The organism is Mesorhizobium sp. DCY119 (assembly GCF_003590645.1).
Classification (GTDB): Bacteria; Pseudomonadota; Alphaproteobacteria; order Rhizobiales; family Rhizobiaceae; genus Mesorhizobium_M.
Genome location: NZ_CP031834.1, coordinates 25,033 through 50,886 on the forward strand (window position 1 = coordinate 25,033; position 25,854 = coordinate 50,886).

A 25,854-nucleotide genomic window follows, 5' to 3' on the forward strand; every position below is an offset into this window, starting at 1 on the left:
GTCGTAACGTTGAGGTGTAACTGACGTTGGGCGCGCCGAGCCACCTGCCATATGGCAAAGCCTGAGCCGCTATTCAGGACAAGGATCGTTCGCCAATGCCTTCGACGACAATGCGGATGAGGCGCCGGATATCATCCTCACTGAACGGCCCACCGGAAAGGGCCGTAAGCATGGCCTGCGCATAGATACCGAGTAGAACCAGCGACATGAAATTGGGATCCTCGTCCTTGCGGATGACACCCTGTCGTTGACCAAGCACCAGAAGGTCTCTTACGAGCCGCTGGAACGTCGGGCGACCAGTCGGCGGTTCGAAAGACGGTCTCTCTGTGGGGGCAAGGGCAAGCCTTGCAATCGAGGGATTGGCCAGGCACCAGCGCGCGCTGTCGAGAAAGACAAGCTCCAGGAGAACAAATACGTCTTCGTTCGCCTCCATGTGGGCGCGATAGATTGCATCGCCCGCTTCCACGCGGGCGATAAGCTGCAAGGCGATTTCCTCTTTCGAGCTGAACAGATTGTAGACCGTCTTGCGGGTCAAGCCGGCGCGCGTTGCAATTTCCTCCACGGACGTGTCGGCAAACCCCAGTTCCCGGAATGCCAGGTCGGCGGCATCGAGGATGAGTGTTCGCGACCGTTCCGTTCGCTTCGGTATTGCCATTTTTATACTCTAGTGTAAATTTACTCATATGTAAATTTTTAGATCGATCGGGAACTTTGCAGGAAATGGTTGCTGTTCTCAAGGAATTCGGTCCCGATATCTGGATCGCAGACGGTCCAACCGTCACCGCCGCCGCCGGCTTTCATTACCCCACGCGCATGGCTGTCATCAGATTATCCGGCGGGGAACTCTTCATATGGTCGCCGACGCAGCTCTCAGACGATCTTCGCGCAGAGGTCGACGCTTTGGGCGAGGCGCGCTACCTGATCCCACCCAATTCTCTTCATCACGTATTTCTTGGTGACTGGCAGCGCGCCTACCCGGCCGCCAAGGTGTATGTGCCACCGGGCCTGCGGCAGAAGCGCAAGGACATCAGGTTTGATGGCGACCTGGACGATGTCGTGATTGCGGACTGGGTGAATGATATCGACCTGGTCATAATGCGCGGCAGCCGGATCACAACCGAAGTCGTCTTCTTTCACCGCAAAAGCGCAACGGTGCTGTTCACCGATCTCATTCAGCACTTCCGCCCCAAATGGTTCAAGGGCTGGCGAGCAATCGTAGCCCGGCTGGATCTGATGGTGGCCGCCGAACCATCAGTGCCGCGAAAATTTCGTGTCGCCTTTACCGACCGACACGCCGCGCGCGCCTCCATTCGGCGGATTTTGGCTTGGCCCGCCGAAAAAGTGCTGATGGCCCACGGAGACCCGATAACCGAAGGTGGCCAGGAATTCATCCGTCGCGCCTTCCGCTGGCTAACCGGTAGTCGTGCAGCATAAGCATCTCTATTCAGCCGCGGAGGCGCCAACTTAAAAAGTTAGCGGCACCTCCGCCGATCGCATGCGGCAGTGGATGACAATCGCTCACCCATCTCCCGCACTTGTCGTATCAAGGAGATACTTCCTCCAGTTGCCGACCTGACGTTTCGACTGCGAAAAGCATCGCAACGACGCCGCCGGCTATAGCGACGAGCGCGAGCATAGCGAAGACGACGTCGAGGCCGCCGCTGGCGATCAGGCTACCGATGATTGTCGGCCCTGCTATCGATGCAATGCGCAGCCAACTACTGGCTGCGCCCGAGGCGAAGGCACGCATGCGGGTCGGGTAAAGCTCCGGCGTATAGAGATAGAGCATGGTAGCCACCGATGCGATGAAGAAGTACCCGGAAGACGCCGTCATAAGAACGATGCGGACATCGCTGACGCCGACGAAGTAGGCCACGCTGAGCAGCACGCCACCAACGATCAGCCCCACGGTCATCCATAGACGCCGGCCGACCTTGTCGATCAGGAAAGCGCAAAGGGCCGATCCAAGGAAGCCGGCGAAGCTCGTGAGAAGCCCGTATTGCAGCGCCGTTTCGACGGGCAGCTTGAAGACCGTGCGATAGACCGTCGGCAGCCAGGCCGTGAGGCCATAGGTGATGAAATAAGCGCTGATCCATATAGCCCAGACCGTCAGTGTTCGGCCGAGATATGGAGCACGCAGGAGTTCCAGACGGCGTGGTGCCTGCACGTCGGGAGCGACGATCTGCATGGGCGCAGCAGCTGCTGCTGCGGCGTGAGACGGTGTCACGCCCGCAGACCGTTCGATCCGCTCAAGTGCGGCGCGGGCCTCCGTCAGGCGGCCCTTGTCGATCAGCCAACGGGGCGATTCCGGCAAAGCGCGGCGAAGGAACAGCGCCAGAAATGCGGGCAGCGCGCCGATAACGAACATGGATTCCCAGCCGAAACGCGGGACCAGCCAAGACCCCAATCCCGCCGCCAGCAACAGGCCAAGCGGGAAGATCAATTCATAGATCATGAAAAAGCGACCGCGGCCGCGGGCTCGGGAAAGCTCGTTGATATATGCCGCCGCGACCGGCACCTCACCACCGAGTCCGACACCCTGAATGAAGCGAAGTGCCAGCAGCCAGCCATAGCTGGGGGCAAAGGCGCAGGCGAGGCTGAAAACGCCGAAGATCGCGACCGTAACCGTTGCCACCGGCAGTCGTCCTACACGCTCGGCAAGCCAGCCGAAAAACAGGGCTCCGATCAACTGACCGGCAAAACCGGAGGAGATCAGCAAGCCGATTTGCTGCGGCGTCAGTTCCCAGAGGCCGACCAATGTCGGCAGTACATAGGCAATCGCCAGAACATCAAACGCATCGAAGAATGTCGCAACGCCGATTAGCACCCTGGCGCGCACCAGCACTCCGCGCGGCGGCAGGCTTTCCACCCGGGCAAGCAAGCCAACCGCGTCGCCTTGCTCACGCAGCACGCCGCGCGTGCCGGTGATCCCTCCCTCACTCATCAGTGCAGGGTTAGATATGGTCATGATTTCCCTCCCATGGGCATCTGCAGAGAACCCCGCGATGCGGGGCCGATTTACTGAACTGAATTCACCACGCGGCCTAAGCCCTGAATTTCCACCTCGACGACATCTCCCCCCTGAAGAAATATGCGAGGCGTGCGCCCGACCCCGACCCCCGCCGGAGTTCCGGTCAAAATGACGTCGCCCGGCCGCAGCACGTACCAGCGGGACAAATGCGCAATGATCTGCGCGACAGAGAAGATCATCAGGCGCGTATTGCTCTCCTGCATGACGCTTCCGTTCACGCGGGAGCTGATCGGCAAAACTTGAGGATCCGGGATCTCGTCGGCCGTCACCAGAACCGGGCCCAGGGGGCAGAAGGTCGGGAAAGATTTTCCCATCATGTTCCGGTCCCAATTGACGATCGGCTCCATGATTCCAGGATTCTGGAAAACAGGATCCAGCCAATCTCTCGCTGAGACATCATTGGCGACCATGTAGCCCGCCACATATGAGAGAGCGTCGGCTTCCGACACGCGATGGCACTCGACACCTATTACGACCGCCAGCTCCGCTTCCCAATCCACCATTCCTGTGTGGCCGACCGGCCGGGCGATCGCCGAACGCGGCCCCGTGATGGATGCAACGCTCTTGTGAAAAACATAGGCCTCTTTCGGAATCGGGCTGCCCATTTCCTCAAGATGATCGAGATAGTTCAGCCCGGCTGCAAACATGGTGCCGGGGATCGGGATGGGCGCCAAAAGAAGGTCTTCGTCATAAGGCCGCAATGCTCCTGCGGCGCGTAGCGTTGCAAGACGAGCTTTGTCATTGCCCAATCGCGCGATTGCGTCGGCCAGGCGCTGCATAGTCTCCGGGCCATCGTGCAACAGGCCGATCACGGTGCTCGGAAAGCCGGCAAGCTGCGGGTCGCCGTGATCGCCGGAAAGGACAAGCAGCTCGTCCCCTACCATCACGGCCGCCACGGGCCAGTTGCCTTCCTGGATAGTCGCCAGCTTCATCGAACCAATGCCCTCCGCACTCGATACTCGCTATCTCGTGAAATATTTCACGTAATTTGCGAAACGTCAAGTAAGGGCCGCCGCGCGCGGCGAAAACCGAAATGGCGAGGAGTGACCTCCGCTACCGCGCGAGACGGTTCGACCGCGCCTTCTCAGGTTGCAGACGGACATATGCTGGCATTGAAGAAGTAAGTACGATTGACGGCCGGGCAGGCCAGCGTCACACGCGTCGCGCCATCAATCGGGAAGACCTAGAGCAACCGCCCAGCTTGAGAGGCGGTTTTTAGCGGCAGATTCTCCACCGCATTCTTGAAGGCGTTTTCCGTCGCCTCCTGGGTTTGCGCATCGCGCATCCCCCTTGGAATGACGGTCGTCACGCAGCAGGCTACTTCGCCGCTGTCGTCGAACAGTGGCATGACTGCGCCGTTGTGCGAGATGATCGCACGGTTGCTCCAGTAGACGTCCGTCTTTCGGATTTCCTTCAATTGAGCCTCGATCCCGGCGACGTCGATCGAAATGCCGTCGCGGGCGGCCATCGAGACCTCTTCGTCGAACAAGGCTTGTGTCTTGTCCCGACTTGTCCAGGCCAGAAAAACAAGTCCGGTGATCGAGTCTGCCAATGGCAAAGCCGTGCCGGGCCGGATCATCACCGGGAAATAGTGGATGCCCTGCTCCGAAGCTATGAGGGTGGGGCCCCGGGGCGTCCAGACATAGAGATTGGTTTGATTTCCGGTCGCATTGCGGATCGCGACGGTCGCCTCTCTCACACCCCGGATAGGATCGTACCGCCTCAGAGCGGAAAGACCCAGCGCATAGGCTTGCGGGCCAAGATCATAAAGACCGGAGTTCTCGGCCTGGGAAAGAAAGCCCCTCTCCCGAAAGCTTACCAGATACCGGTGGAGCCTGTTCGGCTTCTCCCCCGTCAGGCGCGACAAATCTGAGAGACCTATCGCGCCGTGATGTTCCGAAATCACCCGGAGGATCTCGAGACCCACATCCAGCGCTGCAATTCCGGAAGGATTGTCGTCACTGGCGCGGGGGCGTCCACGCACCGGCGCCAGGCTTGTCATGGGACTGCGTATTGACATTGTCTCTCGTCCCTTATGGAGCGCGCGACGTCAACCCGGCTGGTACCCGTACGCCTCCATGGCATGGCTGAGACTGATGTATCCGTTACGAATATCAGCTTCAATAGCTTCGTGCGCTCTGGTGCGCGGATCGCCAAAACCTCCACCCCCGCCCGTCTCGACCCTGATCTTGTCACCGGGATTGAGAAGCACGTTTGCGACCTTGCCGGAATCCAGCTCCTGCCATTCACTATTTCGGTAAAGCGTCACGCGGTTGGCCATCGCATCGGCTGCCCCAAGGATGCCCCACGGCTTACATCGCGTACGCTCGACAGGTGTGCTGACCTCCACCGGCGAGAGCGCCTGGATAATGATGTCGGCGCCAAGGCCGCCGCGATATTGACCGGCTCCGCCGCTGTTCTCGCGCAGGCTATACCGCTCCACGAGCAGAGGATATTTCGCTTCGATGCGCTCGGTCGGACTGTTGTGCGTATCGCCGTCGTTGCTCGCGACGGTGACAGGGTGGCCATCTTCCTGGGCCTTGGCGCCCCACCCGCCACCAGTCGGGCCGATCGCCGCCACGAAATATCGGCCGGTCTGGGGATCGATGCCGCGAAACTCGATGACGGCAAGGTCGGAGTGGTGCCCTCCTGCGGCTCTTTGCGGTATGACCGGCGCAAGAGCCTTGATGATGGTATCGACCACGGTCATCGGTATGGCCATCCACCAGCGCATGGCGGCAGGACGCTTGGCGCTGACCACGGTTCCTTCAGGGCAGATCACCTTCAGGTTCCGGAAAGCGCCATCGTTGACCGGATAGACCTCTGGCGTGGTCAGGCATTTATAGGCAACCTGCGCACAGGCGATGCCTGTTGCTCCAGCGGAATTATAGTAACCGCGGACCTGTGGGCTGAGACCGGAAAGGTCGATCGTCACCTCGCCTTTTTTGACGATGACCTTGACGCGGATCGGGATCGGAACACCCTTGCTGATGCCGTCGTCGTCCATGAAGGATTCAGCTTCATAAATGCCGTCTGGAATTTCCGCTGCACGAGCGCGCGCCGTCCGGTCGCTGTGGTCCATGATGGCGTCGATGGACTGAAGCACGCTGTCGCCGCCGTAACGGGTCATCATCTCGAGCATGCGCCGCTCGCCGGTTTCCACGGCGGACAGCTGTGCCCGAAGATCGCCGATCGCCAGATCCGGCATGCGGACATTCATGCGGATGATGTCTACCAGCAGTTCGTTGACCTGGCCGTTGGAGATATATTTGCAGATCGGAACCTGCAGCCCCTCGGAGAAGATGTCGGAGGTGATGTCGCCTTTGGCTCCGCCGATATCCACCCAATGCGCCATGCAACAGGCGTAGGCCACGATCTGCCCGTTCCAGAAGATCGGCTTGGTCAAGGTAATGTGGTTGAGATGGCTTCCGGTAACGTAGGCATCATTGGTGACCAGAACATCTCCGGGGTGAATACCGTCCGGTCCGAAGTGCGCGATCTTGGCTTTCACGGTTTCTGACATGCCCCGAACAAAGCTCGGAAGCCCCAGGCCGATCGATACCGTTTCGCCCGTAGTGGAATAGAGGCCGACGGTGAAATCCAGCGCCTCGTAGATGATCATGTTGTAGGCGGTGCGCATCAGGTTGATCTTCATCTCCTCGGTCAAGGAGATGATGCCGTTGCGCACGATTTCGACGATGACGGGACTGACGTCGGCCGAAGCCGCCGGCAGCATGGATTCCTGTTTGACAAGCAGCATCAGATCTCTCCAATCGTTATGTCGATGTTGCCGAAGGCATCGATGACCAGCGCATCGCCGGGCCAGATGACGGTTGTCGAAGCGTGCTCCTCGATGAGCGCCGGGCCCTCGAGCTTGGCGCCGGGTACAAGGCTTTCCCGCAGGTGGACCGGAGTCTGAAGCCAGCCTGCCGCGCCGAAGTGCACAGGTTTCACGCGCGAGGGGACGATATCGCCGGGCACGTCCGAAAGCGGGCGCGGCTTGAGTTCCGGGGCCAGCATGCGCCCATAGGCGGTTACCCTGAGGCTCACGATTTCTGCCTCCTCGCGGGGAGCGGATGTGCCGTAGCGCTGTAGATGCTCCGCATCAAAGGCAGCTTTGATGCGATCGGCGTCACGCGAGAAGCTGAGTTCGGCAGGAAGGTCGACCGTCACGGCGTGTTCCTGGCCGCGGTAACGCATATCCGCCGAGCGCGCCAAAACCACCGGCAGTTCGCCCGCACTGGCGTTGTCGACGGCGGATCGCCCCTGCTCCTCGAGCACCAGGAATGCATCCTCCAGTTCACCAAGGATCGTTGGATCGAGTGTGCGGAACACCGAGCGCACGAAATCGTAGCGAAGATCGCCAAACAGCATGCCGTAGGCCGAGAAATGCCCTGGCGAATAGGGAATGATCACTCGGCCGATGCTGAGTTCACGTGCGATGGCCGAAGCATGCAGCGGCCCTGCGCCACCATAGACCAGCATGGCGAAACCGCCGGGATCGAGGCCCCGCTCCGTGGTCACGCCCTTGACCGCGTAAGACATGGTCGTCGCCGCGATCTGCAGGATGCCCTCGGCGGCCCCCTCTATGGAAATGCCGAGAGGATCCGCGATCTTTTGCCTGATGGCCTCGGTCGCCGCCTCGTGACTGAGCTTCATGGCACCGCCCAGGAAATGGTCCGGATCGAGACGGCCCAGCACCAGATTCGCGTCGGTCACCGTCGGCTCGGTCCCGCCTCGGCCGTAGCAGGCAGGCCCGGGCGCCGAACCGGCGCTGCGCGGACCGACGCGCAGCGCATTCATGGCCTCGACGCGCGCAATGCTGCCGCCGCCGGTTCCCACTTCGAAGATGTCGATCATGGGCAGTTGGATCGGCAGATCGCTGCCGTAAGCGCCGATTTTTGCGGAGCTCGTCGTGAGGGGCTGTCCATTGCGGATCAGGCCGGCTTTGGCCGTTGTCCCGCCCATGTCGAAAGCGATGGCATTCTTGAGATCGAGATGCTTGGCCACGGCGCTGACGCCGATGACACCGGAGGCAGGCCCCGACTCCAGCATGTTCACGCACATGCGGCGCGCATCCGAGACCGGGAAAAGACCTCCGGTGGACTGAACGGCAAAGAACCGCCCCTTGAAGCCATCATCGGTAAGATGAGATTCCAGTTCGCCGAGATAGCCCTGCACCCGCGGACCGACATAGGCATTCGCCACGACCGTGGAGGTCCGCTCGAATTCGCGGTACTCCTGGCTGAGCTCGGAGGATACGGAAACGAAAACGCCGGGAAGCTCTTCGGAAAGGATTTCCTTTACCCGATTTTCGTGCGCGGCATTTCGGTAGGAATGCAGAAGCGCAACCGCCACGGCCTCGACGCGACGCTCTTTCAGCTCTTTGGCGACGGAGCGAACCTGATCCTCATTGAGCGGCTTGAAGACCGCGCCGTTTGCCAGCAGCCGTTCCTCGATCTCGAAGCGATCCGCGCGCGCCACCAGCGGCTGATGTTTCTTGAAATGCAGGTTGTACGCATCGGGGCGGTTGATGCGCCCGATCTCGTAGATGTCACGAAACCCCTCCGTAATCAGGAGAGCGGTCCTGGCGCCGGTGCGCTCAAGAAGATTGTTGATGACGATCGTAGACCCGTGCAGGAAGAGAACCCCCTCGCCGGCATCGACCCCGGCCTCCGACATTGTGTCGGCGATGCCGCGAACAAGATCGTCGTAAGTCGAAAGCGCCTTGCCGAAAGCCAAGGTTTTCCCGCTTTCGTCGAAGGCTGCCAGGTCGGTAAATGTCCCGCCAATGTCGACCGCGATACGAAGTTTTCTGGTCGCCTGATTGTCCACTGTTGAGTCCTCCATTTTCTCGTGAAATATTTCACGAGAAAGAAAAAGTCAACGGCTGGCCGGCTCCTGAGCGAAACTGTACCGGCCATTACAACTGGAGTGCCGAAGGGCGCATTGCGGGGTTGAGATGGAAGCTCGCCTGGTCAGTCGCTCGCTGCGGTCAGGCTGCCCGCGCAATCCACCAGGGTCTCTTCTATCGGTCGCGGGACGATGCCGAGCACCCGCCGCGCCTTACCGGTATCCATCTCGAACTTTCGCCCAACCAGGGGTGCCAGAGTTCGAAGATCGGCCATGAATGGCACCAGGAGCCGCACAACCCAATTGGGCAGCACCCGCGTCGGCGTCTTTGCACCGAGCTTCTCTCTCAGGATCTTTGCGATTTCCGCCATCCACAGGAAGCTTCCGGCAACGATGAACCGCTCGTTCCCTGCCTTCGCTGAGGTCATAGCCCTTACGTGTGCGTCCGCCAGGTCGCGCACGTCCACGACCCAGAAGCCGAGCTGCGGCATCGCGGCCGGTCGCCCTGCCAGCAAGTCCTTGATGATCTTCACCGATCCGATGCTGCCCGTCGTGAGCACCGGGCCAAACACCGCTCCCGGAAGGATCGTCGCCAGCTCGGTCTTGCCGCCCGAGGCGCCGATGAATTCCCACGCCGCTTTCTCGGCCCTGATCTTTGACACCCGATAGGCATCGAACTGCGGGTCGGCAGGGTCGGCCCACATCGTTTCGTTGCTCACCGTGTTCGAGCTCAGCGGCTGGCGCGTCGTCGCCGAAGCCGACGTCATCACCACCCGCTCGACGCCTGCCTTAACCGCTGCGCGCAAGACCCGCAGGGTGCCATCCCTTGCCACCGGCACCAACGCCTCGCGATCGAGCAAGGCGCCCATCGGCAGCGGCGAGGCGACATGCAGAACATAATCGACGCCCACCATCGCTGCGTCCCAACCGCCGTCCTGCATCAGGTCAGCCACCACGAAGTTCAGCCGGTCTGTGCTGGTTTGCGTGCCGACCGCCGCGCGCGCCGTTTCTGCCTTGCCCATATCCCGAACGGTGGCTCGAACGGCAAAGCCCTGCCGGAGCAGCTCGACGATGCACCATCCCCCGACAAATCCGTTCCCGCCCGTTACCAGCACCGCCTGCGTCATCACGTTCACCATTGTTAGATAAGTCTACATGTGTATACTTCCGTTTGACAAATAAGTCTACACCTGTAGAGTTTCAAGATGACGATCAGACCAGAATCCCGCAAACGCAACGCCGCATCCACGCGCGAGGCGATCCTAACCTCGGCGCGCAAGGTCTTCGCCCGGGCCGGCTATGATGGGGCAGGCGTGCGCGAAATCGCGGCGGGAGCCGGCGTCACCGCGATGCTGGTCAACCGTTACTTCGGCGGCAAGGAACAGCTGTTTGCCGAGGCGATTGCGGCGGCAAACGCCACGCCCACGATCGCCACGGACGCTGTGTTTGGATCGGAACATCCGGGCGAAGCGATAGCGCGCGCGCTGGTCGAAATCACCCGCGCAGGCGACACGCCGCTTGAAGGTTTTCTTATTCTCTTGAATTCGGCATCGAGTTCACGCGCAGCCGAGATCGGGCGAGCGGCAATCGAAGCCGGCCACCAGAAAACGATCGCGAACGCACTTCAAGGGCGCCACGCAGAGCAGCGTGCCGCTCTGATCCTGTCGCTGGTCGCCGGGTTTCAGATGATGCGCCAGTCGATCCGCCTCGACGCGTTGGCTGAGGCCGATCCGGAGGTCCTGGCAAAGCTGCTCGCGCCATTGTTCGAGCAGTTGGTGAAGGGCGAATAGGTCGCCACGCCCTCCCCCATGCTGACCCCGAGTCTTCGGGTCAGCATGGAGGCGGGGAGTCCGCCGCAGCTTACTTGGCCCCGGCGGCCTCGAGGGCTTCTTTCGCGCTTTCCAGATCCTGGTCGGCTGCCTGGCGCCACCAATAGATCGCCTGGTCCGTATCCTGGGCGACCCCCAGCCCCAGATTATACATCACGCCGAGATTGTATTGCGACTTCGCATATCCTTGCTCGGCCGCCATCTGGAACAGGGTAACCGCCTGGGCTTCGTCCTTGGAGACTCCATTGCCGGCAGCATATTGGAGCCCCAGATTGTCCTGGGCTACGTCATAACCCTGGTCAGCCGCCTTTCGATACCATTCGACAGCCTGGGCTGCGTCTTCCGGCAATCCGCCGCGCCCTTCGAGATACATGTTGCCGATGCTCATCTGCGAGCGGGCATCGCCCTGTTCCGCTGCCTTGCGATACCAGATAGCCGCGTCTTCATCGCTTTGGGAAACGCCGTTGCCAAGCTCATAGGAAAGCCCAAGAGCGTTCTGGGCTTCGACATTGTCCTGCTCGGCCGCCTTGCGATACCAGGTCACCGCCTGCGCGTCGTCCTGCTCCACGCCGTAGCCGTTCAAATAGACGTTGCCGAGATAGTATTGAGCCCATGCATCATTCTGGTCTGCGGCCTTGCTGAACCACGTAAGGGCCTGCGCATCATCCTCCTCGACGCCAATGCCGTTCGAATACATGAAGCCGAGGTTACGCTGGCCCTTGGCCAGTCCCTGATCTGCAGCCTTGCGGAACCAGGCGACGGCTTGTGCCGGATCTTCTTCGACGCCGAGCCCTATCTGATACATATGACCCAGCGCGTTCTGCCCCAGGGCATATCCTTGGTCCGCAGATTTCCTGTAGAGATCGAGCGCCTTGGCGGCGTCCTGCTCGACACCGGTGCCGCCTTCGTACAAAAGCCCGAGACCATATTGCGCAGCCGCCTCGCCTTTGTCCGCTAACGGTTGCCAGTACTTTAGTGCTGTCTCATATTCACCCTTGTCGAAGGCCACCATGCCGTCATCGGCATGGGCATATGTCGCCAGGGAAAAAGCCAGACCAACGGCAAGAATCGCAACCTTCAGTTTCAACGTATTCACTCCATGACGCCAGGGATATCGGGCGTCATGCGCCTACAGATTCGCGCAGGAACCTGCAAGCCTGAAGGCGACAATCAGGCCGTCCAAGGCAGAGTAACGAGAAGTTGAAGCACCATGGCCTGATCACGGAAACGTTCTCCTGATTGCCCGATTTGCAGCACTTTTTGAACACGTTTTCGTCATCATGCAGTCGCGTGCAGCCTGCGTATGCCAGTGCATCGTTCAAGGCTGCTGACGCAACATTGAACGCCGTTCAAGCCATACTTAAATCCCGCATACGGGGATGAGCATCCAGCTTCGAGCGGGCGGCTGTCGCATGGCTGTCAGATTCAATTGTTGGCGTTCAGTGGGGTCCGGAAGAATGACCAGCAAGAGCTTGCGCATGGCTCGGCTTCGGAATGCGTTTTGATAACTGCAGTGGCTTCGTTGCTTGTTGAGGCAGCATCCGCCACTGAATGGAGGGCTCACGATGAACGTACCTGTCCGCTACCTTGAGTCTGCGCAGGCCGAGCGGCTCATCAGTCACGAGACAGGTGTGGAGTGGTTCAAGCAGCGCATGCGCATACTGAGATGCAATCCCGCTTTCGCGGCGGCGGCGTCGGACTATGCCCGCAATATGGTGGACCTGTACAAAGGGCGCTATCTGATCAACAGGGCGATCGCCAACGTGGCGCGACAGACGATCTGCACGGCAATCCTGTCCTTCTATTTCGAACAAACGGAAAAGACCGGCCCCTTTCTCTCCTCCATACAAAACCTGACAACCGCGATGAACCTATGCAGCAGGAATACCACCGCAGCAAACATCGTGCTTCTGGAGCGGGTCGGCCTGGTAACGCGCACGGAAAATTCCAGGGATCGCCGGTGGCGAAGCATTCGCCCCACCGAACAGCTCATAAAGGAGGTCGAAGGCTTTCTTCGTGCCAATCTCGCCGTCGCCGACGCACTGTTCCCCGCCAGAAGATATTGTGAACTGATCGATACGAATGAGGACGTGCTGGAGCGCTCCTTTGCCAACAGCATTCATTCTCTACTAATCACCAATTCGTTTACCCGCGACCTTCCAGGCTCACAGATATTCGACACTTCCGACGGCGGGAAGATACTGCTGCTCAAGCTGATGTCTCTGAAAGGTACGAGCCAATCTACTGCCGATGATATCGTCGAGTTCCCCTTCGAAGAAGTCGGGTCCCTGTTTGGACTGTCGAGAACACACGTAAGGCGCCTGATGAAAAAGGCGGAGGCCGGTGGGTTTGTAAGCCTGCTGGAAGACGGTGGCCGCCGCGTTCAGATATTGCCGCCGCTTGAGGCTTTCTTTGAGAACATCGTTGCACTGAATGTCGCGCGGGCGCAGTTCGATCTTCATCTCGCCAATGGTGACTATGACCTGCTTCCCATAGACCCATTTCGGGTTCATTAGAATCTTTCGCCCTAGACCCTGAAACGAAAGAAGCCCCGCTCAGGGAAGAGCGGGGCTTTGGTGCGTTGACTGGAGGTCAGAACGCATCAACCGCCTTCCAACTCAAGCAGTCCTTCTACGTGAGCCAGAGGCAAACTTATATTGCGCCCCTGCCTATGGCCAGTCAAAGGACATATTTGGTTGTTGTTTTTCAGAAAATACTCTGCCTGAGGAAATAAGTTAGACTACGATTGGCCAACTTTGAGTGCGCGGCGGTGGCCAAGCGCCTTCGCCTCCGGAGATCAGCGGCCGATCCAATGAAAGCCGCAGCCTTCGCCATTTTAGGAAATGTCTATTTTCGTCTATATTACATACACTTAATCCGCCTTAGGGTACGCTCGCCACGCTCCGATACGTTGCATAATTGTCACGCTTAGTGCTCCAGCAGATACCCCCAATCTTGTCCTTTGATCTAGCGCCAATGTTAAAGGTAGGCATTGAGTAGCGGCGGTTGGTCCGCTTGCGATTTTAACTGGAGGTTAATTGGTATGAATATTAGAGGGTTACTATTGGGATCAGTTGCGGCCCTTACCGCAGTCTCAGGCGCCCGCGCGGCTGACGCTGTCGTCGTCGCCGAGCCGGAGCCGATGGAATACGTTCGCGTATGCGACGTCTACGGCGCCGGCTTCTACTACATCCCCGGCACCGAGACCTGCCTGCGCGTCGGTGGCTATGTCCGTTACGACATCGGCATCGGCAAAGGTGATTACGGCGGCTTGACAGATGTGGCCGACAAGCTGGATCTCCTGGACGGCCGGGTCAAGCTGAACGACACCTACTACAAGCGCGCTCGCGCTGCTCTGCAGCTCGATGCTCGTTCGGAGACTGAACTCGGCACCCTGCGCGCCTACATGCACCTCAACTTCGACTGGGATTCCCGCAAGGTCGACGGTGAGCTTGCTGATGGCTCGATCGTCAGCCTCTCTGACGCCGGCGGTACCACGGCCAAGATGAACCACGCCTATATCGAACTCGGCGGCTTCCGCGTTGGTAAAACCGACTCGATGTTCACGACGCTGGTCAACAATCTCTATGCAGGCGACGTGATTGCTGATGACATGCTCGGCGGCTACGGTCCGTGGGACACGCACCAGATCTCCTACACCTACACTGGTGCCAACGGCTTCTCGGCTGCAGTCGCTCTTGAAGAAGGCACCGACGACTACACGCTCGACGACTACATTCCGCACGTCGTGGTCGGCGCAGCCTATACGCAGGGCTGGGGCGGCGTGTCCGGCGTCGTCGGTTACGACTCGGTCTACGAAGAATGGGCCGGTAAGGTTCGCCTCGACGTCAAGGCTACGGAGACCATCAACCTGTGGGTCATGGCCGGCTATGGCTCTGACGACAATGTCACCCGCAGCTGGTACAAGACCTGGGGCGGCAACTGGGCTGTCTGGGGTGGCGGTTCGGCCAAGCTGAACGAGAAGGCTACCTTCAACGTTCAGGCATCGTACTTCGAGAACGAAGACGTCACCGTTGCTGCCAACGTTGCCTACGAACTCGTTCCGGGCCTGAAGATCACCCCGGAAGTGACCTACTTCTCCGCTCACACGGACGACAAGGTCAAGCTCGACGACGGCTTCGGCGGCTTCCTCCGCTTCCAGCGCAACTTCTAATCGGCTTCACAGCCAAGGTTGAAGTGAGGCCCGTGACCACCAGGTCACGGGCCTTTTTTTTGTAAAGATGGTTTCTTGAGTACAAGCCAGGCTAAAAGCGCGAGCATATGCTGACTTCGCTTTAGTGCAGAAAGCACAAGCCACCTGAGCACTGTCACACAGCTTCGTGCTGCCAGGTGCCCGGACAAGCTAGTTCAGCGGAGCTCGAAACGCAGCAACCTTTTGCCGAGTACGCCGAAAAGCATGATGAGGACCGTGTCCATTGTCGCACGCTCGATGCCGGCTGCCACCCGCTGTCCGGCAAGCTCAAGAAGCTTCCGACGATAGGTTTCAAGGGCGCTCGCATTCGTCAGCGACATCAGGCACGAATGCAACTCTATCGGTTGCCTCTCGAGGTGCCGGCGTATCACCGCATAAGACGTCGTCGTGTCTTCGCTGGCCGCCCTTCCCTTTTCCGCGACCAGGAACACGGCGTCGATCGCTGCGATGGAGCGGTCGATCAGCGCCTCGATCAGGGATGCCTTGGACGGGAAATGATAGAGCACGCCGCCTTTGCTGAGGCCGGCTGCCTTGGCCACCGCATCGATGGTCAGCGCCGAACCACCGCGCTCGGCAAGTATCGCTTCGGCAACGGAAAGGATGCCGCCCCTGCTGTTGCGGGCGGCATCCGGCGTCGCCGATCCTTTGGGTCGCTTAGCCCGGCGCTGCTGTTTCTCTAGCAAGTCTGGTAGCCGGCAAACTCCGGCCCGCGCCCGGTCATTGGATGCTTGCCCCCACCTCATGCCCGCCGCCGACTGGCTGCGGTGCGACAACCCCCTTCTTGTCCCGGCCGCCGATCAGCTTGAAGAACAGCGGAATGAGGAAGATGGCAAGGAACGTTGCCGCGAGCATTCCGCCGATGACGCCGGTGCCGATCGAGTGACGGCTGGCCGAGCCCGCTCCCGTGCTGATCGCCAGCGGCAGCACGCCCAGGATGAAGGCAAGCGAGGTCATGATGATCGGACGGAAACGCAGGCGCGCAGCCTCGATCGCGGCGTCGAAGGCACTGAGACCTTCCTGCCGCTTCAGCACCGCGAACTCGACGATCAGGATGGCGTTTTTCGCTGCGAGGCCGATGAGCGTAACAAGGCCGATCTGGAAGTAGACGTCGTTGCTTAAGCCCCGCAGCCAGATCGCCACCAATGCTCCGAACAATGCGAACGGCACCGCAAGGATGACGGCAAGCGGAAGCGACCAGCGCTCATACTGGGCGGCAAGGATCAGGAACACCATGACGATGCCGAAGAGCAGCGCCTGCATGCCGGTGCCGCCGGTTTCGATCTCCTGATAGGCCGTGCCGGTCCAGGCAACGGTGTAGCCTTCCGGCAGGGCAGTGGCCGCGACCTTCTGGATCGCCTGCAATGCCTGACCCGACGAATAGCCGGGGGCAGGATCGCCCATGATCTTGGCGGCCGGGAAGTTGTTGAAGCGCTCGAGAAGATCAGGACCGATCACGCGCTTGACCTCTACCAGGCTGTCGAGCGGGATCATTGCACTGCTGGTTTGCGAGCGTACGAAGATCTGGCTCAGGTCCTCGGGCTTTTCGCGGAAGTTAGCCTCCGACTGCAGCTTGACCTGGAAGTTGCGGCCGTAGAGCGTGAAGTCATTGACATAGACATTGCCGAAGGTCGCCTGCATCGTCGAGAAGATCGACGAGAGCGGCACGCCAAGCGCGGTCGCCTTTTCGCGATCGACGTCGATCTTGTACTGCGGCACATTCATCGACATCGTCGTGCGCACATTGGCGAGTTCGGGATGTTCCGCAGCAGCGGCAACGACCTGCTGCGTCGCGTTCATGAGAGCCTGGGGGCCCGCGCCTGTCCGGTCCTGCACGTATAGCTCAAAGCCGCCGGTCGTGCTCAGCCCCTGGATCGGCGGTGGGTTGAAGGCGAGAACCATGCCGTCCTGTATGCCGGCGTTCATGCCCATGACCGCTCCGGGCAAGACACGCGCGTCGAGTTCCGGGGCCTTGCGTTCCGACCAGTCCTTCAGCTTGATGAAGGCAGCACCAGCGCTCGGCGATTGCGAGCCGGCCAGCAGGTCGTAGCCGGAAAAAGCCAGCACGTTCTCGACCGCCGGGTTCTGCATGACGTTGTCGCTGACAGTCGACATCACCTCATTGGTGCGCGAGAGCGCGGCGGCTGGTGGCAGGATGCCGACGGCAAGGATTACACCCTGATCCTCGTTCGGCACCAGCGCACTCGGCAGCGTGTTGAACAGATGTGCCATCGCGCCGACCATGATGGCAAACAGCGTGAGGGCAAGAAGCGCGCGCTTCAGGAAGAAGCGGACACCTGCCGTGTAGGCCGAGGTGAGGCTATCGAAAGCGCGGTTGAACCAGCGGAACGGCGCCCACGGCTCATGGTGGCCCGCCTTGAGCAGGATCGCGCAAAGGGCGGGCGTCAGTGTCAGTGCAACGACACCGGAGAGCGTCACCGAGACGGCGATGGTGATGGCGAACTGGCGGTACATTTCGCCGGCAAGACCGCCCATGAACGCGACCGGCACGAAGACGGAGACCAGCACCAGGACGATGGCGATGACAGGCCCGGTCACCTCACCCATCGCCTTGATGGCAGCTTCGCGCGGTGGAAGCTTCTCGGTCGTCATGATGCGCTCGACATTCTCCAGCACCACGATGGCATCGTCGACGACGATGCCGATGGCCAGGACGAGACCGAACAGCGTGAGCATGTTGATCGAGAAGCCGAGCAGGTACATGCCCGCGAAGGTGCCGAGGATGGAGACTGGGACGGCGATGAGCGGGATGATCGTTGCCCGCCAGTTCTGCAGGAAGACGAAGACCACGACCACGACGAGGACGAGCGCTTCGATGAAGGTCTTTATGACTTCATTGATGGATTCCTGTACGAACAGCGTCGTGTCGTAGGGAATTTCGTAGGTGACCCCATCGGGAAACCGTGTCGCCAATTCGTCAAGGCGTGCTTCAACCGCCGCCATCGTGTTGAGCGCGTTGGCGCCCGGTTGCAGGTAGATGCCGATCGGAACCGTAGGCTTACCCGCCTGTATGGCTCGGAAGCTGTAGTCCTGGGCGCCAAGTTCTATGCGCGCAACGTCCTTGAGGCGCAGCGTGGCGGCATTTTCATCGGCGCGCAGAATGATATTGCCGAATGCTTCCGCATCGGGCAGGCGTCCGTCAGTCGTCACAGCATAGGAGAAGGAGAGCTTGTTCTGCGTCGGCGGATCACCGACGCGACCGGCCGAATATTGAGCATTCTGCTCGCTTATGGCCGTAGCGACGTCTGTGGTGGTCAGATTGTATTGCGCGAGCTTGTCCGGCCTCAGCCAAACGCGCATCGAATAGTTCTCGCGGCTGAACAGGCTCGCATCACCGATGCCGGGTGTCCGCTTCAGTTCGTCGATGACGTTGAGCAGCGCGTAGTTGGCAAGATAGACGGAATCATACTGGGCATTCGATGAATTGAGCGAGATGACCGCCAGGATCGAACTCGATTGTTTTTTGACCGAGACGCCCAGACGCTGGACCTCCTGCGGCAGGGACGAAACAGCACGCTGCACGCGGTTGTTGACATTGATAGTGGCCTGGTCGGCGTCCGTGCCCGTAGCGAAGGTTACGGTCAATTGCATCGTGCCGGAGCCCGAATTGACCGACTGCATGTAAAGCATGTTTTCGACGCCGTTGATCTGCTCCTCCAGGGGAGCAGCAACGGTTTGCGTCAGGACCTCGGCGCTGGCGCCCGGATAGGTCGCCGACACCACGACCTGCGGCGGCGTCAATTCCGGATATTGCGCGATCGGTAGCACGCGCATGGCGACAACGCCGGCCAGCACGATGACGATCGATATGACCGCCGCAAAGACCGGCCGGTCGATGAAGAAACGATGGTTCATTACTCGGCCTGGGCTGTCTGGAGTATGGACTTGGTGGCTGCGACGCGCGTGCCGGGACGCACCTTGATGACGCCGCTGGTGACGATGCGGTCGCCCGCTTTCAGGCCATCGGTGACAATCCATCCATCTTCGACGGACCGGCCTGTCGTAATCGGCTGCATGGCCGCGGTCTGGCTATCGTCGACGGTATAGACGAACTTGCCGTCCGGCCCCTGCATGACAGCCACCTCCGGCACGACAATGGCCGAAGGCACCGTCAGGCCGCCAATCCTGATGCGGACGAACTGGCCCGGGATCAGGCGGGAGTCGGGATTGTCGAAGACGGCGCGAACCCGCATCGTTCCTGTCTGGGTGTCAAGGCTCGGCGCGGTGAAGTCGATCACGCCCTTGCGGTCGAGTGCAGTGCCGTCGCCGAAAACGATCGAGGCCGAGAGCCTGCCGTCATCCAAACCATTCTGGTCGATGATGCGCCGGATTTCCGCTGCATCTTCGCTGGCGTAGGAGAAGTTGACGTAGACGGGGTCGAGACGGGTGATCCGGGTCAGCAGGCTGTCGCTGCCGCCGGTGCCGATCAGGCTGCCTTCCGGCACGACATCGAGGCTGGTGACGCCGTCGATGGGCGCCCGCACCGTGGCGTGGTCGAGGTTGATCTGGGCAGTCTTCACCTGGGCTGCTGCCACCGCGACGGCGGCCTGCGCCAGTTCCACGGCGGATTTCGCGTCATCAAAGGTCTTTTGCGTGCCCACCTTGCGATCGAGCAGTTCGGAGGCCCGCTGCTGATCGCGCTTGGCCTGGGAAAGCTGCGCCTGGGCTGTCTGCAACTGCGCCGAGGCACGCGCGGCTTCTGCCTCGAAGCTGGCCGGGTCGATGCGGAAGAGGACGTCGCCGGCTTTCACCCGGGCGCCTTCCACATAGGCTCGTTCTTTCAGGATACCACCGACCTGGGCACGGACTTCGACTTCACGGAAGGCGGAGACACGGCCGGCATAGGTGTAATCGAGCGGCACCTCCCGCGCGGCAACGGTCGTGACCTCGACCGAGGGCGGCGGGGGCGCACCGGCTTGCTGGGCCGAGGAAATATTGGGCACTGCCGTTAGAAGACTGGTGCTGACAGCCAGGACGGCTATGGTTCGAGCAGTGGAGGACAACAATTTCATGATGCACCAGGTCAACGGAAGGGGTCGCTATATTGCGGTGCAACATATATACAAACAGAAATGTATGTAAAGGGAGGCCGAAATCATGCGACGCACGAAATCGGAGTCGGAAGAGACGCGGCAACATATTGTTGATGCCGCCGAGACGGTGTTTCTTGACATGGGCGTGTCGCGGGCTTCGCTGGAACGCATCGCCCATGAGGCCGGGCTGACGCGTGGGGCGATCTACTGGCATTTCTCCAACAAACAGCAGCTTTTCAACGCGATGACGGACCGTGTGCGCTCGCTTCACAGCGCACTGCTGGAAACGCAGATCGAAGAAACCTCGACCGATCCTCTCAGCTTTATCGAGGAACGCGCCTTCGAGATTATCAGGCTGTTCGAGGAAGACGAGCACACCCGCAAGGTCTATCAAATTATTGTGACGCGCTGCGAATATGTCGGTGAGATGCAGGAGGCCCTCGTTTGGCAGCGCTCTCTTCACGACACGATGGCGGCTGTGTTCGACCGAGCATTCGAACTGGCCGAATCAAGAGGTGAGTTGGCGAACGGCTGGGACGCCAAGTCGGCGTCGACCATGTTTCATTGCTTCATATCGGGCATGCTGAACGATTGGCTGCGCTACGATTTCAATTCGGAGTTCGCCAAATCCGTTCGGTGCTCGCTGCGGTGTCTCCTGAATTGCTTTGGCGTCAGCCCAAGGTGATTTGCGCTTCGGGTCGTTGAGTGCTTCCCGAAGCAGGCCGCTGACCCTGTGAGGTTCGCCAGAGCACTCCTGTCAAGCCGAGACTCGCAGCCCATTCCTGGCCATCCGGCCACGCGCCATGATGACGGACATGTGTGCGCCGTCGCCCTGCAGCAGGCTGATGTCGGACAGAGGATCGCCATCGACCACCAGAAGGTCGGCGGCGGCACCCGTTGCGATGACGCCGGCCTCTCCTTCCAGGCGACAGAGTCTTGCGCCGATGACGGTTGCAGAGCGAATGATCTCGGCGGGCGTCAGCACCTTGGCGAGAATCTCGAATTCCATGCAGTGATATTTGCGCAGCTGGCCGAGCAGGTCGGAGCCGAAGGCCATGGGCAGGCCGGCATCGCGCATGATTTCGAGCGACCGCAGGCCGCCATTGCGCACGATGTCGATCTTGGCGAACTCGGCAGCGCCCAGGCCCAACGCCTTGCCTTCCAGCGCCAGCGCGTCATAGGCAACCAGTGTCGGCACGGCGATGCAACCCTTCTCGGCAGCGAGACGCGCAGTCTCGGGCTCGATCAGATTGCAATGCTCGAGCGAATGGACGCCAAGCTCGACGCAGCGGCCGATCGACTTGTCGGTGTAGACATGCGCCGAGACATAGAGGCCGGCATTGTCGGCTTCCTCGACCATAGCCAGGATTTCGTCGCGCGAATACTGGATGGAATGGATCGGATCGTTCGGCGAGGAGACGCCGCCATTGGCCATGACCTTGATGAAATTCGCACCTTCCTTGATCATGGTGCGGCAGGCGGCGCGGACATTGTCGACGCCATCGACGATCAATCCCATCGAGCCGACGCGGTCGGAGAACAGGCCGGGCCGATCGTCGGTGCGGGTGCGCAGGTCGGCATGGCCGCCGGTCGTGGTCAGGCCCTTGCCGCAGATGACCAGACGCGGGCCGACAATCAGCCCTTCATTGACCGCGCGCACGAGGCCGTAGTCGGCGCCACCGAGATCGCGCAGCGTGGTGAAGCCTCGCATCAGCGCCTCGTTCATCACGCGCGCCGAGCGCAGTGCAGCCAACGATGACGGTGCCGTCATGTTGGCCCAGAGGTCGAGCGTTTCGGCGACGACATGGACGTGGCAGTCGATCAGCCCCGGCATGATGGTGCGGCCGCCAAGGGCGATTTCGGTCGTGTCGGATGGTGCGTGGATGGACGAGCCGACAGCGGCGATCCTGTCGCCGGTGACCAGTACATCGATGCCGTCGCGCAGCACGCCTGCTTCCGGATCGAGAAGGCGGCCGCCGGTGAAAAGAGTGCTCTGCGTCATGGCAAATTCCGAAGGGCTTGAGGTTACTTGTTGTGGCAGGCGACCAGCTGGCCGCCTTCCCGCTCGGTCAGCGCCGGCTCGACAGTGCGGCAGACTTCCGTCGCCAGCGCGCAGCGGGTGTGGAAGGCGCAGCCGGAGGGTTTGCGGGTGGCGCTGGGGATGTCGTCATTGCTGGCGCTGAACTTGTGGCGCTTGCGCGGGTCCATCGATGGCGCCGAGCTCATCAGCAGTTCGGTGTAGGGATGGACCGGCGCTGCAAAGATGCGTTTCTTGGGAGCTATCTCGACGATGCGCCCCAGATACATCACCGCCACGCGGTGGGAGATGTATTCGACGACGCCAAGATCGTGCGACACGGCGAGATAGGATACGCCGAGGTCACGTTGCAGATCGCTGAGCAGGTTGAGGATCTGCGCCTGAACGGACACGTCGAGTGCCGAGACAGGCTCGTCGCAGACGATGATATCAGGCTTGAGCGCAAGCGCGCGGGCGATGCCGATACGCTGGCGCTGACCGCCCGAGAACTGATGCGCGAAATTGTCGGCTTGGTCGGGGCGCAGGCCCACCCGCTGCATGAGCTCAGTGACGGTGGAGCGCCTCTCCTCCATGGTTCCGACATTGTGGATGTCGAGCGGGGCGCGGATGATATCGCGGACGCGCTGGCGCGGGTTGAGCGAGGAGAACGGATCCTGGAACACGATCTGCATGCGCTTGCGGTAGCTCTTGAGCGCCGCGCGACCGAAGCTTTTGATCTCCTGGCCATCGAAATGCACGGTTCCGCCGGTCGGCTTGACCAGCCCCATGAGCGCAAGGCCGGTCGTTGACTTGCCGCAGCCGCTTTCGCCCACGAGGCTGAGCGTTTCGCCACGGCCAAGGGTGAAGCTGACACCGTCAACCGCCTTGACCGAACCGACCTGGCGCTGAAACACGCCGGCGCGGATAGGGAAATGGACGGCGAGATTGTCGACGCTGAGAAGCGGGGCGCTATCAGGCTGCATCGGCGTGCTCCCAGCAGGCGGCCCAATGGCCGGGGCGCTTTTCTTCGAATGGCGGACGTTCTTCGAGACAGCGCGCAGAGGCATTCGGGCAACGCGGCGCGAAGGCACAACCCTTGGGCAAATCCCACAACGGCGGCACGGTGCCGGAGATGTCGGCGAGGCGGTCGTCTTCTTCGCTCGACGCGCCCGCGCGCGGCACGGCGCCCATCAGGCCGATCGTATAGGGATGGAGCGGCCGGTCGAAGAGATCGTAGATGCTGGCTTCCTCGACCTTGCGGCCGGCATACATGACGATCACCCGGTCGGCGACTTCGGAAACCACGCCGAGATCGTGCGTGATCAAAATCTGCGCCGTGCCTAGGCGCTTCTGCAGGTCGGAAATCAGCCCCAATATCTGCGCCTGAATGGTGACGTCGAGCGCCGTCGTGGGTTCGTCCGCGATGATGATCTTGGGATCGCAGGCCAGAGCCAGGGCGATCATGGCGCGCTGGCGCATGCCACCCGACAGTTCGTGCGGGAACTGCCCTGCCCTGCGGCGCGGATCGGGCATCTGCACCAGTTGCAGCGCCTCGATGGCGCGTTCATAGGCTTGTTTGCGGCTAACGTTGCGATGCTGCCGCACAGCTTCGGCAATCTGCTCGCCGATCCTGAGAACCGGATTGAGTGCCGTCAGCGGCTCCTGGAAGATCATGGCGATCTGCTCACCGCGCATATCCTCGACCTGCCGCTGGCCCATTGCCAGGAAATCCACGCCGTCGATCAGGATCTTGCCGGAAGCCACCTCCGCCGCATCGGGAAGCAGGCGCAGCAGCGACAGCGCCGTCATGGATTTGCCGCAGCCGCTTTCGCCGACGATGCACAGCGTTTCGCCGGTATGAACCGAGAAGTTCATGTCGGAAACGACCGCGAACGAACCGTTCGCCCCGCGAATCCGGATTTCGAGATCCTGGACCGCGAGGACCGGCGCTGTTGTCGCGTTGGGTGCAGCACTCATCGTTGTCTTTTCCCTGCGAGGGCACCGCAGCCGGAAAGCCGCGATGCCGGTGCCTGCCGTAGGTTCAGTCGGTCGCGCCTTCGAGGTTGCCGACCATGAAGCCATAGTCGCCGCTGGCAACGAGGTTGCGCGTCAAATGCTGCATGATCATCACGCCGTTTTCGAAGGGTGTCGGGATTTCCTCCAGCACTTCGAAGCTGTATGGGCTGACGACGCGGCCGAGCAGCTGGCCGCCCTTGATGACCTCGCCATTGGCCGGAGCCAGCGGTTCGAGCCAGCCTGCCTGGGTCGGGCGAATGCCGGCCAGTTCGTTGACCACGATCTGCTTCGGGTTCTGCCACGGGTCGCCCGGAATGGCTCCAGCGGTGCGCAGCATGTTGAGCACGCCATCGACCGTGCGCTTCAGGTACGGCGTCTGGTCGACGATGCCGCCGCCCAGCTCGATCACGGCAACCGGGATGTTGCGCGTGTCGATGGTCACAGTCTTGGTGGTGCCGCCGAACACGGTGCCCTGCTTGTTGTCAACCGGGCGATAGAGCAGCTTGGAGCCGAAGGCGCGCGAAAGTTTCTCGTCATTCCAGATATAGACATAGTCGACGGTCGGGCGGTCGGTGCCGGAATGAAGGTCGATATGCACGTCAATGACGTTGAGAAACCGCTCGGTCAGCGCATGGGCCAGTTGCTGGCTGTAGGTGCCCTTGGGATTGCCGGGGAACTGGCGGTTCAAGTCAACCTTGTCGATGGTGGAGAAGCGCTCGTTGACGGCAAAGGCATGAGGGTTGGCGACCGGCAGCAACAGGATGCGGCCCTTGAGCGGCGTGTCCATGAGGATGCGGAAGAGCTCCAGGATAGCCTGCGAGCCGGTGTTCTCGTTACCGTGGATCGAGGCCGAAATGCCGATGGTGGGACCATCCTGCTCGCCCACCAGTTCGTGCATGAACAGGACGGCGTCGCTGCCGTCGGCGTGGGTGGTGAACTTCGGACGAAGCTGGTTAATCGACTTGACCATACGATTATTCCTTCAGTGTTATTTGGCCTTGCCGGCCTTTGCCTCGCCACGCGAAAGCTGGCGTGGATCGAGAATGTCCCTCAGCCCGTCGCCGAGGAGATTGAAGCCGAGCACGGTGATCATGATGGCCGCACCGGCGATGATGGAGAGCCAGGGCGCATCGCGCATGAACTTGGTGCCGTAAGACAGCGTCCAGCCCCAGGTCGGCGTGGGCGGCGGCAGGCCGAAACCGAGGAAGCTCAGCGCCGATTCCGCGATGATGGCCGTGCCAAGCCCCAGCGAGGCAAGCACGATGATCGGCCCCAATGCGTTGGGCAGGATTTCCCTGAACAGAATGCGCGCCGGACTGGCACCGAGTGCGCGTGCCGCCTGCACATAGTTCTGCTCGCGCAACACCAGCGTGGTCGAGCGCACGACGCGGGCATATTCGGTCCATGCGACGACGATGATGGCGATGGAGACATTCAGCACGCCGGGGCCGAGCACCGCGACAATGGCCAACGCCAGCACGATCGCCGGGAAGCCCAGGAAGATATCGGTGATGCGCATCAACACCTGATCGACCCAGCCGCCGAAATAGCCGGCGACCAGACCGACCACCGTGCCGATGAGCGTCGAACAGAACACCGAGATCACGGCGATGGTCAGCGACACGCGCGCGCCGAAAACGGTGCGGGACCAGAGATCGCGGCCGAAATTGTCGGTGCCGAGCCAATGATCAAGCGACGGACCGGCAAAGCGGTTGCGCATATCCATCTGCTCGACGCCATGGGTTGCGACATAGGGAGCAAAGACGGCGCACAGGATGACGACGAGCGAGATCACCGCGCCGACGACGAAAGACGTGTTCCTGAGGGGTTTGGGGATGCGCATG

General features: G+C 60.9%; 21 protein-coding genes. 5 read left to right on the forward strand and 16 right to left on the reverse strand.

Annotation, left to right across the window (positions count from 1 at the left end):
- Nucleotides 1-73: 73 nt before the first annotated feature.
- On the reverse strand, nt 74-655 hold the full coding sequence (locus DZG07_RS00165; RefSeq protein WP_119813456.1) for a TetR/AcrR family transcriptional regulator: 582 nt from the start codon (nt 653-655) through the stop codon (nt 74-76).
- A 65-nt stretch (nt 656-720) separates the two neighbouring features.
- Between DZG07_RS00165 and DZG07_RS00170 the strand changes: the two genes are divergently transcribed.
- On the forward strand, nt 721-1,434 hold the full coding sequence (locus DZG07_RS00170) for a DUF4336 domain-containing protein (protein WP_119813457.1): 714 nt from the start codon (nt 721-723) through the stop codon (nt 1,432-1,434).
- Between the two features lie 109 nt (nt 1,435-1,543).
- Here DZG07_RS00170 and DZG07_RS00175 read toward each other — a convergent pair whose 3' ends face one another.
- The 6 genes from DZG07_RS00175 to DZG07_RS00200 all read right to left on the reverse strand — a co-directional run bounded on the left by DZG07_RS00175 (nt 1,544) and on the right by DZG07_RS00200 (nt 10,011).
- A complete protein-coding gene (locus DZG07_RS00175) occupies nt 1,544-2,968 on the reverse strand; it encodes an MFS transporter (RefSeq protein ID WP_119813458.1) in 1,425 nt (474 codons plus the stop codon).
- Between the two features lie 50 nt (nt 2,969-3,018).
- Complete coding sequence (locus DZG07_RS00180; RefSeq protein ID WP_119813459.1) at nt 3,019-3,963, reverse strand: fumarylacetoacetate hydrolase family protein; 945 nt, start codon at nt 3,961-3,963, stop codon at nt 3,019-3,021.
- Nucleotides 3,964-4,214: 251 nt separating this feature from the next.
- A complete protein-coding gene (locus tag DZG07_RS00185) occupies nt 4,215-5,033 on the reverse strand; it encodes a helix-turn-helix domain-containing protein (RefSeq protein ID WP_162931520.1) in 819 nt (272 codons plus the stop codon).
- Nucleotides 5,034-5,081: 48 nt separating this feature from the next.
- Nucleotides 5,082-6,767, reverse strand: coding sequence for a hydantoinase B/oxoprolinase family protein (locus DZG07_RS00190; RefSeq protein ID WP_119821247.1), 1,686 nt, complete (start codon nt 6,765-6,767; stop codon nt 5,082-5,084).
- A gap of 23 nt (nt 6,768-6,790) precedes the next feature.
- A complete protein-coding gene (locus DZG07_RS00195) occupies nt 6,791-8,866 on the reverse strand; it encodes a hydantoinase/oxoprolinase family protein (protein WP_197716830.1) in 2,076 nt (691 codons plus the stop codon).
- Nucleotides 8,867-9,009: 143 nt separating this feature from the next.
- Nucleotides 9,010-10,011 carry an aldehyde reductase gene (locus DZG07_RS00200; RefSeq protein ID WP_119821249.1) on the reverse strand — a complete coding sequence of 334 codons (1,002 nt, stop codon included), beginning with the start codon at nt 10,009-10,011 and terminating at the stop codon, nt 9,010-9,012.
- Between the two features lie 78 nt (nt 10,012-10,089).
- Here DZG07_RS00200 and DZG07_RS00205 point away from each other — a divergent pair, with 78 nt between their 5' ends.
- Nucleotides 10,090-10,674: a TetR/AcrR family transcriptional regulator gene (locus tag DZG07_RS00205; protein ID WP_119813462.1), complete on the forward strand. Its 585-nt coding sequence runs from the start codon at nt 10,090-10,092 to the stop codon at nt 10,672-10,674.
- A 70-nt stretch (nt 10,675-10,744) separates the two neighbouring features.
- On the opposite strand, the gene DZG07_RS00210 is transcribed toward DZG07_RS00205, so the two are convergent.
- Nucleotides 10,745-11,800, reverse strand: coding sequence for a tetratricopeptide repeat protein (locus tag DZG07_RS00210; RefSeq protein ID WP_119813463.1), 1,056 nt, complete (start codon nt 11,798-11,800; stop codon nt 10,745-10,747).
- Nucleotides 11,801-12,278: 478 nt separating this feature from the next.
- Here DZG07_RS00210 and DZG07_RS00215 point away from each other — a divergent pair, with 478 nt between their 5' ends.
- Nucleotides 12,279-13,229: a helix-turn-helix domain-containing protein gene (locus tag DZG07_RS00215; RefSeq protein WP_091917439.1), complete on the forward strand. Its 951-nt coding sequence runs from the start codon at nt 12,279-12,281 to the stop codon at nt 13,227-13,229.
- A gap of 527 nt (nt 13,230-13,756) precedes the next feature.
- Nucleotides 13,757-14,887, forward strand: coding sequence for a porin (locus tag DZG07_RS00220; RefSeq protein ID WP_119813464.1), 1,131 nt, complete (start codon nt 13,757-13,759; stop codon nt 14,885-14,887).
- Between the two features lie 194 nt (nt 14,888-15,081).
- Here DZG07_RS00220 and DZG07_RS00225 read toward each other — a convergent pair whose 3' ends face one another.
- From DZG07_RS00225 to DZG07_RS00235, 3 genes are read right to left on the reverse strand one after another with little or no spacing between them, the layout of a single operon-like run.
- Complete coding sequence (locus DZG07_RS00225) at nt 15,082-15,609, reverse strand: TetR/AcrR family transcriptional regulator (protein ID WP_245429556.1); 528 nt, start codon at nt 15,607-15,609, stop codon at nt 15,082-15,084.
- A gap of 34 nt (nt 15,610-15,643) precedes the next feature.
- The gene (locus DZG07_RS00230; RefSeq protein WP_119813466.1) at nt 15,644-18,799 is read right to left on the reverse strand and encodes an efflux RND transporter permease subunit; all 3,156 of its coding nucleotides are present in this window, start codon (nt 18,797-18,799) and stop codon (nt 15,644-15,646) included.
- The gene (locus DZG07_RS00235) at nt 18,799-19,956 is read right to left on the reverse strand and encodes an efflux RND transporter periplasmic adaptor subunit (RefSeq protein WP_091917435.1); all 1,158 of its coding nucleotides are present in this window, start codon (nt 19,954-19,956) and stop codon (nt 18,799-18,801) included. Before DZG07_RS00235 ends, DZG07_RS00230 begins: the two co-directional genes overlap by 1 nt.
- Before the next feature lie 85 nt (nt 19,957-20,041).
- Here DZG07_RS00235 and DZG07_RS00240 point away from each other — a divergent pair, with 85 nt between their 5' ends.
- Nucleotides 20,042-20,662, forward strand: a complete 621-nt coding sequence (locus DZG07_RS00240) for a TetR family transcriptional regulator (RefSeq protein ID WP_119813467.1) — start codon at nt 20,042-20,044, stop codon at nt 20,660-20,662.
- 72 nt (nt 20,663-20,734) lie between these two features.
- Here the strand turns inward: DZG07_RS00240 and DZG07_RS00245 are convergent, their stop codons facing one another.
- The 5 genes from DZG07_RS00245 to nikC all read right to left on the reverse strand — a co-directional run bounded on the left by DZG07_RS00245 (nt 20,735) and on the right by nikC (nt 25,853).
- A complete protein-coding gene (locus DZG07_RS00245; RefSeq protein ID WP_119813468.1) occupies nt 20,735-21,979 on the reverse strand; it encodes an amidohydrolase family protein in 1,245 nt (414 codons plus the stop codon).
- 23 nt (nt 21,980-22,002) lie between these two features.
- Nucleotides 22,003-22,977 (reverse strand): oligopeptide/dipeptide ABC transporter ATP-binding protein, encoded by a 975-nt coding sequence (locus tag DZG07_RS00250; RefSeq protein ID WP_091917432.1) that lies wholly within the window; start codon nt 22,975-22,977, stop codon nt 22,003-22,005.
- The gene (locus tag DZG07_RS00255; protein WP_119813469.1) at nt 22,967-23,971 is read right to left on the reverse strand and encodes an ABC transporter ATP-binding protein; all 1,005 of its coding nucleotides are present in this window, start codon (nt 23,969-23,971) and stop codon (nt 22,967-22,969) included. The genes DZG07_RS00250 and DZG07_RS00255 overlap by 11 nt, the downstream gene beginning before the upstream one ends.
- A gap of 64 nt (nt 23,972-24,035) precedes the next feature.
- A complete protein-coding gene (locus DZG07_RS00260; RefSeq protein ID WP_119813470.1) occupies nt 24,036-24,980 on the reverse strand; it encodes a succinylglutamate desuccinylase/aspartoacylase family protein in 945 nt (314 codons plus the stop codon).
- Nucleotides 24,981-24,998: 18 nt separating this feature from the next.
- The gene (nikC, locus tag DZG07_RS00265) at nt 24,999-25,853 is read right to left on the reverse strand and encodes a nickel transporter permease (RefSeq protein ID WP_119813471.1); all 855 of its coding nucleotides are present in this window, start codon (nt 25,851-25,853) and stop codon (nt 24,999-25,001) included.
- Between the last annotated feature and the right edge of the window lies 1 nt (nt 25,854).